The sequence below is a fragment of the Syntrophomonas sp. genome, from assembly GCF_028707975.1.
GTDB lineage: Bacteria > Bacillota > Syntrophomonadia > Syntrophomonadales > Syntrophomonadaceae > Syntrophomonas.
Genome location: NZ_JAQVZX010000023.1, coordinates 22476 through 31236 on the forward strand (window position 1 = coordinate 22476; position 8761 = coordinate 31236).

9 protein-coding genes and 2 pseudogenes are annotated in these 8761 nt (G+C 44.1%); 5 read left to right on the plus strand and 6 right to left on the minus strand.

Annotated elements, in window-relative coordinates; genetic code table 11:
• The first annotated feature begins 190 nt into the window (after window positions 1-190).
• The gene (gene ylbJ / locus PHP87_RS05055) at window positions 191-1366 is read left to right on the plus strand and encodes a sporulation integral membrane protein YlbJ (protein WP_299919176.1); all 1176 of its coding nucleotides are present in this window, start codon (window positions 191-193) and stop codon (window positions 1364-1366) included.
• A 57-nt stretch (window positions 1367-1423) separates the two neighbouring features.
• Here ylbJ and PHP87_RS05060 read toward each other — a convergent pair whose 3' ends face one another.
• Both PHP87_RS05060 and rsmD read right to left on the minus strand, forming a co-directional pair.
• Window positions 1424-1873 carry an ATPase gene (locus tag PHP87_RS05060; protein ID WP_299919178.1) on the minus strand — a complete coding sequence of 150 codons (450 nt, stop codon included), beginning with the start codon at window positions 1871-1873 and terminating at the stop codon, window positions 1424-1426.
• Entirely contained in the window at window positions 1821-2441 is a 621-nt protein-coding gene (gene rsmD, locus PHP87_RS05065; protein WP_299919179.1) for a 16S rRNA (guanine(966)-N(2))-methyltransferase RsmD, read from the minus strand. The genes PHP87_RS05060 and rsmD overlap by 53 nt, the downstream gene beginning before the upstream one ends.
• Before the next feature lie 327 nt (window positions 2442-2768).
• On the opposite strand from rsmD, the gene gpr reads away from it, so the two are divergent.
• The gene (gene gpr, locus PHP87_RS05070) at window positions 2769-3722 is read left to right on the plus strand and encodes a GPR endopeptidase (RefSeq protein ID WP_299919181.1); all 954 of its coding nucleotides are present in this window, start codon (window positions 2769-2771) and stop codon (window positions 3720-3722) included.
• Window positions 3723-3938: 216 nt separating this feature from the next.
• Here the strand turns inward: gpr and PHP87_RS05075 are convergent, their stop codons facing one another.
• From PHP87_RS05075 to PHP87_RS05085, 3 genes are all read right to left on the minus strand, one after another.
• Complete coding sequence (locus tag PHP87_RS05075; protein ID WP_299919183.1) at window positions 3939-4142, minus strand: alpha/beta-type small acid-soluble spore protein; 204 nt, start codon at window positions 4140-4142, stop codon at window positions 3939-3941.
• A gap of 438 nt (window positions 4143-4580) precedes the next feature.
• Window positions 4581-6221 (minus strand): DAK2 domain-containing protein, encoded by a 1641-nt coding sequence (locus tag PHP87_RS05080; protein ID WP_299919187.1) that lies wholly within the window; start codon window positions 6219-6221, stop codon window positions 4581-4583.
• A gap of 15 nt (window positions 6222-6236) precedes the next feature.
• Window positions 6237-6599 (minus strand): Asp23/Gls24 family envelope stress response protein, encoded by a 363-nt coding sequence (locus PHP87_RS05085; RefSeq protein ID WP_299919189.1) that lies wholly within the window; start codon window positions 6597-6599, stop codon window positions 6237-6239.
• 144 nt (window positions 6600-6743) lie between these two features.
• On the opposite strand from PHP87_RS05085, the gene rpmB reads away from it, so the two are divergent.
• From rpmB to PHP87_RS05100, 3 genes and pseudogenes are all read left to right on the plus strand, one after another.
• Entirely contained in the window at window positions 6744-6932 is a 189-nt protein-coding gene (rpmB, locus tag PHP87_RS05090) for a 50S ribosomal protein L28 (RefSeq protein WP_299919191.1), read from the plus strand.
• A gap of 671 nt (window positions 6933-7603) precedes the next feature.
• Window positions 7604-7795 (plus strand): annotated as a pseudogene (locus tag PHP87_RS05095) (peptidoglycan-binding domain-containing protein); the annotation flags it as partial.
• Window positions 7796-7963: 168 nt separating this feature from the next.
• Window positions 7964-8143, plus strand: a pseudogene (locus PHP87_RS05100) (3D domain-containing protein); the annotation flags it as partial.
• A 185-nt stretch (window positions 8144-8328) separates the two neighbouring features.
• Here the strand turns inward: PHP87_RS05100 and PHP87_RS05105 are convergent.
• Window positions 8329-8761 (minus strand): carboxypeptidase-like regulatory domain-containing protein (locus PHP87_RS05105; RefSeq protein ID WP_299919193.1); only part of this gene is annotated, 433 nt, incomplete at its 5' end.

Genomic DNA, 8761 nt, shown 5'->3' on the forward strand with positions numbered 1-8761 from the left:
AAGGGTTTTGTATTTGCATTAAAATCATAAATTTGAACTTCCCGGGGTGCTCGAGTTGCTAAGGTAATCCCTTAAGCATTATGAATCTACCTGCTATAACATAACCCCTCACTCCTCACCCCTAATGGAGGTATGGCATGCAGTGCGGGCAAAAGAACCGTCCCCATGCCCGCCCTTATGGAGGTATAGCATGGGCAATTATTCCCGGCTTTTTTTTCTTATTATAATACTATTTTTGGCAGTTTTCATGCTGCTTAACCCACAGGAAACGGTAAATGCCGCTTCTGGCGGTTTCAAACTATGGTTTTCCATAATTGTACCCGCCCTTCTCCCCTTCTTTATCGTGGCTGAACTACTGGTTAACCTGGGCGTTCCCAAGATACTAGGGGTATTGCTGGAACCGATAATGCGACCGCTTTTCAATCTGCCCGGTTGCAGCTCACTGGTAGTGGCCATGGGGTTCACCTCCGGTTTTCCCGTAGGTGCAATCCTGAGCAAGAAACTCTACGACGAAAATATGATTAGCGGCGAAGAAGCATCGCGCCTGCTTTCTTTCACCAACAACTGCGGCCCCCTTTTTATCATCGGAGCGGTAGGAGTCGGAATGTTTGGTTCCCCCCTCCTGGGGTACATTTTGGCCCTGTCTCATTATTTGTCTAACCTAATAGTCGGTATGTTCTGGGGGCTAAAAGCCAAGAAACCCTTACGGAATATATCTCGTCCCCCCTTGGCCCAAGAATTATCCCAGGCCATGGCGGAAGCAAGAAAAAATTACCGCGGTCCAGGAAAACTCCTGAGTGATGCGATAAAAAATAGCCTGAACAATGTTCTGGCTATTGCTGGCTTCATTATTCTATTTTCCGTAATAACGAAGATGTTCTCCTTCTGGGGTATAATTGACCTCCTGGCCCTTTTTCTATTAAAGATATTCTCTATATTTAATCTTTCCTATGAACTTATCTATGGCTGGTTAATGGGATTATTCGAAATTACCATTGGTACCAGAGCTATAACCGCTGCCTCCCCCGCTAATATCTTGCCCCAACTGCTAGCGGTCAGCTGCATACTGGCTTGGAGCGGCCTCTCCATTATCGCCCAGGTAATGGGCATTATGGTGGGCACCCCGGTAAAACTCTCGTTTTATTTATACTCCCGCCTGCTGCAAATGTTTTTATCCGTTATTATAACAGCTTTCGCCTACAAGCTCCTGGCATCCGGGCAGCAGAGTGTTCTCTCCTTATCCCTGCCCTACCACAAAGCCTTATACTCCTTTGATGCCTGGAGCATCTCCATTGCCTGCCTTTTAGCCTGTCTCCTGCTCCTGACTATTATGGTCGCTACCAGTCTCTTGCCCGGAAGAAATTAAATTATCCCGGGATAACTCCCGGATCTTACGGTTATTCCTGGTAAAGCAAAAATCCACCTATTCCTGCCTCATAGCTTCTTTACCCTGCTGCACAGCATCCAGACCCTTTTTCAATACGATTTCCATATGGGAAAGCAAGCCATCCGCGTATTCATCTGCATCCCGGCGGATCTCATTGGCAACCTGCTCGGCCTTGGCTATTATGTCTTCCGCCATTTTCATAGCATTTCGGGTAATCTCGTTGTCATCGACCATACGCGCCACCCGATCCCTTGAATGTTCCATAACGGTTTCCGCTTCCGCGCAGGCCTCCTTAACTATCCGTTCCTTTTCTGCCAGTAGAATCCGGGCTGTCTCCAGATCCTCCGGTAAAATTGCCCGCATTCTGTCCAGCCGATCCAGAAAGCGATGGCTTTCTACCAAGACCTTACCACTCATCAAAGGAACTTTTTTGCTATTCTTTACCATCTGCTCCATTTCGTCCAGGATCCTGAATATCTCCATCATACCCCTGCCCCTCCTTATCCAGGCGATAGTAGTGTAAACTCGACTCTCCGTAATGATTTAAGCGATATCGCTCCAATCTATCCAAGCTTTCCGGCAGGCTTTTTTTCCGTGGCGTCCGAATTATCACTATGCCTTTTTCGTCCAAAAGCTCTGCTTTATCCAAAACATCTATTATCAGGTCAAAAATCTTCACCTTGGTAAAGGGAGGATCTACATAAATATAATCAAAGTGCAGACCCCTTCTGCGCAGCATCTCCACAGCCTTAAAGACATCGTTGCGAAATATTTCGTAGTTTCCGGAAAAACCACAATTATCAAGATTGGCCTTTATAGTATTGACTGCCTCCCGCTTGTTATCGATAAAGCCAACCCATTTAGCCCTCCGGCTCAAGGCTTCAATACCCACACTGCCGCTTCCAGCAAAGAGATCGAGTAGCGTAGCACCTTCTATACCTGAAGCAATTATATTAAAAAGACTTTCCTTTATTCTGTCTGTAATCGGTCTGGTATTCATTCCGGGGGGAGCCTTTAAATGCCTTCCCCGGGCTATTCCTCCAATTACTCTCAATTTTACTCCCTCTAAATTACTTATTCGCTCTTAGACATCGTTTGCCCTTTTTTACCACAGTTTATTTTAACATAAAAATGATTCCTGGGGGGAAACAAGAAAACAAGGAAAAATATTTTTAAAAAAATTGTATATAAAATCTAATAACGGGTAATTATATAATTACCAGAGAGAAATCTGGTAACAAACCCTCCCCAACAACTTTACAAAATTCTCCTCTCCCCAAAAATGGCGACTGTACAGTCGCCATTTTTACTTGCCAGAAGGATATTTTATGAATATTTATTCTTTACAAAACGGATAATAAATCCATAGGAGGTAGTCAATATGATAAACCGGGAATTCAATATCTATGTAGACATGGCAATAGAAGCACGTGATCTGGTCAGGGGTGCCAGCGATCAAGAAATACCTGGTGTTAAAGAAGATATCAAACAATTAAAAAACATCAAAGTAACCACCATAAGCATTCTTGACCAAAATGGAGCCGAAAAAATGGGACGTCCAATCGGTACTTATGTAACCATAGAATCCCCTCCTCTAAAGATAAACGATCCTTATGTAAATGATGAAATAGTGGAAGCCATGGAAGCAAGCATGCATACCCTGGTAGGAGAGCAATTAAAACCCCAGGATACAGTTTTACTGGTGGGACTGGGCAACTGGAGAGCCACCGCTGATGCGCTGGGCCCAAAATTTATTGAATACAGCCCCATTACCCGCCATTATCACAGTTATGCCCCGGATGCCCTGGTAGAGGGAATGCGGCCCACTTGCGGCATAGCACCGGGAGTATTGGGAATCACCGGTCTGGAAACTTTCGATGTAATTAAAGGAATAGTGGAAAAAGTTCAACCAGCCCTTCTGGTAGCTGTTGATGCCCTGGCGGCCCAGGATGTCAAGCGTATCGGAACCAGCATACAAATGTGCAATACCGGAATCCAACCCGGTTCCGGGATAGGCAACGCTCGTCATGCCATTACCCAACAAGAGCTGGGCGTACCTGTTATAGCCATTGGTTGCCCCACCATAGTTAATGCAGCAATAATTGCTAATGAAGCAGTGAAAAATTTCTGCTTTAGTATCGGTGCTCCGTTCAACGAAACTACTTCACTGAATACAGTAAAAGAAATACTTAGTCCCTTTGGAGGTAGTCTGGGAGTGACCCCGAAAGAAATTGACGAGATTATTGAGAACACGACCCGTATCATTTCCATGGGGGTAGCCCGCTCCCTCTTTCCAGGTATATCTAAAGAACAGCTACTACTCTATGCTACGTAAAATGAGGGGGAATGGCATGAAGTTTTAGCAAAATAATTTTTGATTATAGTTGAATTTTGATGCATATTGATATATTAATACATTTCAAATGAAGCAGTATTAATGAAAACAAGCGGATATATATTTAATCCGCTTGTTAACAATAGTATAATTATTTAGTTACCTTAGTTCACTTTTTTGGGGGTACTGGATTAGGTTTAGGGGTAGAATTCGGCCTTAAACCTTTCCAGAAGCCCTCTGCTGATAATCATAAATCATTTTCTTAACCATTTGTCCGCCGATGCTCCCAGCTTGCTTAGAAGTCAGGTCTCCATTGTAACCCTGCTTCAGGCTAACACCAACCTCTCCAGCAGCTTCCATTTTGAAATTATCCATAGCGGTTCTGGCCTGGGGAACTAAAAGCTGGTTGTTTCTAGCCATTTTTGTTTCACCTCCTTCGCTTGGTGTAGTTTTATTTTTTCCCCGGATGAAACTTATATGCTAGAAGTATTTTCATTACTGCTTAATATTTTTCTGGTTTTTTTCTGATGACTTGGATAAGCCCATTTCCTGGCCAACTTCAAACTTTATTCGCTCTATAGCTTCTTTGCTATCCAATTTATTCTCCACTTTTTTTCCCTCCTAAATAATTATAAAAGTGAGGGGTGAGGATACTTTTCATCCCTGCTTGAGTCCTCCGCCCTTCTGGTACTGCTGATACTCCCTTTGGTCACTATTGATTTTGGAGCATGGAAGTTTAAGTACAAAAACAAAAACAGCAAAATTGGCGATAAAAAAACTACCAGCTACAAAGCCAGTAGTATTATAATGCTTAAAAAAGACTATTATATTTTAACAAATTTTACTCAATATACTATATTATTCCACCGATAGCAAGTAGCGATAATGAGGCTGCCCGCCAAAATGAAAATCCACTTCACAATCCGGGAAATTTTTAATTATTTGCTCCTTTAAACTTCCAGCCTCTTCTTCCGTAACATCTTCCCCGTAGAAAAAGGTAATCAACTCACTATCCTCATCGACCATTATCTCCAAGAGCTTTAGTACCGCCTCGCTGGCACTACCGGCAGTAACGCTTATTTTATCTTCTATGAGACCAATGATATCCCCATTTTTTATTTCCAGGCCATTCAGCCGGGAATCCCTGACCGCATAGGTAACCTCGCCATATTTTACCTGTTTCATCTCTTCCATCATAGCTCGGGCTACTTCCTCGAGAGGAAGTTCAGGATTAAAAGCAATCAGAGCAGTGATAGCCTGCATTACTGATCTGCTCGGAACCACTGCAACCGGTTTATCGCTGAGCTGTTTGGCTTGTTCTGCGGCCATTATAATGTTGCTATTATTAGGTAAAACGATCACACTTGGCGCCTGCACCTCTTTGCAAGCATTTAAAATATCCTCGATACTGGGATTCATGGTTTGCCCGCCTTCAACCACCACATCGACACCCAGGTTCTGCAGGATCTGAACAACCCCTGATCCTGCTCCAACGGCCACCAGACCAATCTTCTTCAATATCTTGCTAGCTGCCGCCAGTTCATCATTCAATCGAGGCCAGTTATCCCTATGCTCGTGCACTTCATCCAACATATTGTTAATTTTTATATCGGACAAGCTTCCCCATTGCAGACAGGATTCCAGCACCTTCCCGGGATGATTGGAATGAATATGCACTTTAACCAACTCATCACCACCCACCACCAGCATAGAATCACCCAGTGGGGCCAGATGCTCTTTTATCTCCGTGGGTTCAAGATTATTTCCCTTTATAAGGGTTTCGGTACAATATTGGAAATCCAGAGTTAAAACTTTATCAACCCGCTTATCCTGTAATCTTACCGCTTCCTGTTTCTTATAGCTTTGCAGCATGATGTCCTGATCCTGAACCAACCCTTCCAGCATTCCTTCGAAGAAAATCATGAGACCCTGCCCGCCTGCATCAACCACCCCGGCTTCCTTCAGGATAGGGAGCATCATCGGTGTTTTCTGCAAGGTCTGATGACCGTCCTTGATGGCCGCCAGCATTGTCCGCACTATATCTGGATCCTTTTTGGCTTCGGCTTCAGCAGCTCGGGCCACCTCCCGGGCTACCGTCAGAATGGTACCTTCAACCGGTTTCATTACCGCCTCATAAGCCGTATTTGCTCCCGTTTTAATGGCCAGGGCCAGATCCAGCGCTGTGGCCTGCTCCTTACCCTCCATTAATTTAGCAAAACCTCGAAAAACTTGCGATAGAATTACCCCGGAATTGCCCCGCGCGCCCATCAAAGAACCGGTAGAAATAGCTTTTGCTACTGCTGCCAAGGACTGCCCCTGACTCTTTTCGCCTTCTTTAACCGCAGACAAAAGGGTTAAGTACATATTGGTGCCCGTGTCTCCATCCGGCACCGGAAAGACATTCAGAGCATCTACCCGGTCTCGCTCATGCTCCAGCTTAATACAACCTGATTTCACTCCCCTTATCAGGTCGCTGCCATTAATCTTAAGCAAACTCAAATCTAATATCCTCCCCTATTTCCCCGTCAAAACTTTTATCCCTTTTACATTAACATTGACCGCAACGACTTTCAAACCAGTATTATTCTGGACAACATAGGCCACTTTTTGAATGACATTGCTCGCTACTTCACTAATCTTGATGCCATAGCCCACGATAACATGAACATCAATAATCAAACCCTCTTCGCCGGAGCGAACCAGCACCCCTTTGCGGATTGATTCCAACCCTAAAATACTAGTAATTCCACTTTGCCAGTCAATGGGGACCATACCAACCAATCCATAACAATCTACCGTTGCCAAACCGGCAATGGTCTCTATAACTTCCTTTTCAATATCAATATTACCCCATTCATTAGTCTTGATTTTAATCATTTATATCCCCTCCTAAACGGATTATTTGCTTAGCTGCCAGTATAATCATAATTCTACAAGCCAATTATTATTCCTTCTTCTTGCCCTTTACTACCTCTTTTGGTACAATGTTTAGGTGCACGGTTTAAGAGAGGGGGCAAAAAAATGGCTAAATGTGATATTTGCGGGAAAGGCGTGGGTTTTGGAAAAAAATACAGCCACTCCCATATAAGAACCAACCGTCAATGGAAACCCAATGTTCAACCAGTCAAAGCAATAGTTGACGGATCACCCAAAAAAATATATGTCTGCACCCGTTGCCTGCGTTCCGGCAAAGTCCAGCGCGCCATCTAGTTTATCAGAGTTCCGTCTTTATTTTATGAGAAAATTAAAAATAATATCAGCAAGAAATATTAAAACAAATTAGAGCATCAATGAGCCTTGGATTAAACCAGGCTCATTTGTTTTTCTAATTACCCCCCCATGCCCCGGGGGCACAACCACCGATGAAAAAGTTAATGGGTGCTTGAAGGCCAGCCAAGGGGACCGTCCCCGTGATATATTACCAGCAAATACCTGAGCCCGCCTATTGACTAATTATAACCATTTAGCTGGCCTTCCATAATTTTTACCTTTGGCCTGGACTAAGCCGGCTTAGACGCGCCAAATTTCTCTTCTCCGGCGACCTTTCCCCAATAAAGATGAGTTTTTACATCACTGCTAATAGCCGACATTCTTTGCCGCAATATACCATCACCCTGTTTAACCCACTATTCTGCCGGATAAATTACAATACCTTGTCCCACTTTCGAGAGATTCCGTTCTGTCGCAATCACAGCATTCTTCTACCGTTTGAAGTATTTTAACATTTTCAACTAAAATCAAGCTTAGAGGCGGGGAGTTATTTCTTAAATAGTTAAGAAAGTCCGCCAGTAGCGAAAGGAGGAATTATGCACTTAGTAAAGCGAGTATTGATTATGGCAGTTATTTTATCGGGAGTCCTGCTATTGTACAACAATGATACAATGGCGGCTGAACCCAATCTACAGTGGGGATCCAGAGGAAATGCGGTGGTTCAATTACAGAAAACTCTGAATAATCAAGGCTTCTGGTGTGGAGCAGCAGACGGAATTTTCGGTGCTAAAACCTATAATGCAGTTATCAACTTTCAAAAAAGCAAAAAACTCCAGGTTGACGGAATCGTAGGCCCACAAAGCAGACAAGCCCTGGGGTTATCTTCAGCAACCCCGAGCTACACCCCGGTCTCCCGTGGAGGAGAAAGAACCCTTAGCATGGTAACAACCGGCTACTGTCCCTGCGCCAAATGCAATTTTCCATATGGCGGACAACCCTCTTACTTAGGCTACCCTCTGGCCCGAGGCATTATAGCAGTGGACCCCAAAGTAATCCCCATGGGTACCCGGCTCTATGTCGAAGGCTATGGCAGCGGTATTGCAGCTGACCAGGGCAACGCCATCAAAGGCAACCGGCTCGATCTCTTCTTCGATACCCACCAGGAAGCTTTGAAATGGGGAATAAGAACCGTAAAAGTCACCATCCTCTAACCCCATAAATGACATGACAGGGGAAACACCCCCTGTCATGTTAATTTTGCCATGATTTAATTTACCCCATCCTAACCACAGGGACGCAACCACAGGTACAGTTGTTGGTGACTGATGCACAAGACAAACGAAACGTCCCCCCAGTCTCCCTGGCAAAAGAGCCATGCACCTGGCACCTTTGAAGCTTAGGGTAACGGAATCAGCTCCAAAGTAATGTTCAGACCTGATATGCGCTGTTGAGGCATTACTTTTATGTTTTCTTGAAACCCAAGTTGTTGATGTTCGGAATCGAAAACCCTTAATGTATAGGGTACTCCTGCTGGCACATCAGATAAGAGAAATTCTCCGTATGAATTAGTTTTATCAAACCTCTCAGCATATTCCATATTCCAAAGTTCAACCCAAGCATTGCCAATAGGTGAATTATTACAAGTAACTTTCCCCTCAATCTGCCCACTGGGATCATGAACCCATTCATCCCGATTATAGTTTCTGGCAACAACATCCAGATCGAAAACATCAATTATCTGAACCTCAACATTATCACCATAATTATAATGAAGATTATGAGCCTCGTTCCAGCCCTCATCTGTATCCTTTAAGTGAAAATCCCGCGCT

Coding starts and splice junctions, on each gene's coding strand:
- ylbJ (WP_299919176.1), top strand. CDS start 191: ATGGGCAATTATTCCCGGCTTTTTTTTCTTATTATAATACTATTTTTG.
- PHP87_RS05060 (WP_299919178.1), bottom strand. CDS start 1,873: ATGATGGAGATATTCAGGATCCTGGACGAAATGGAGCAGATGGTAAAG.
- gpr (WP_299919181.1), top strand. CDS start 2,769: ATGATAAACCGGGAATTCAATATCTATGTAGACATGGCAATAGAAGCA.
- PHP87_RS05075 (WP_299919183.1), bottom strand. CDS start 4,142: ATGGCTAGAAACAACCAGCTTTTAGTTCCCCAGGCCAGAACCGCTATG.
- PHP87_RS05085 (WP_299919189.1), bottom strand. CDS start 6,599: ATGATTAAAATCAAGACTAATGAATGGGGTAATATTGATATTGAAAAG.
- rpmB (WP_299919191.1), top strand. CDS start 6,744: ATGGCTAAATGTGATATTTGCGGGAAAGGCGTGGGTTTTGGAAAAAAA.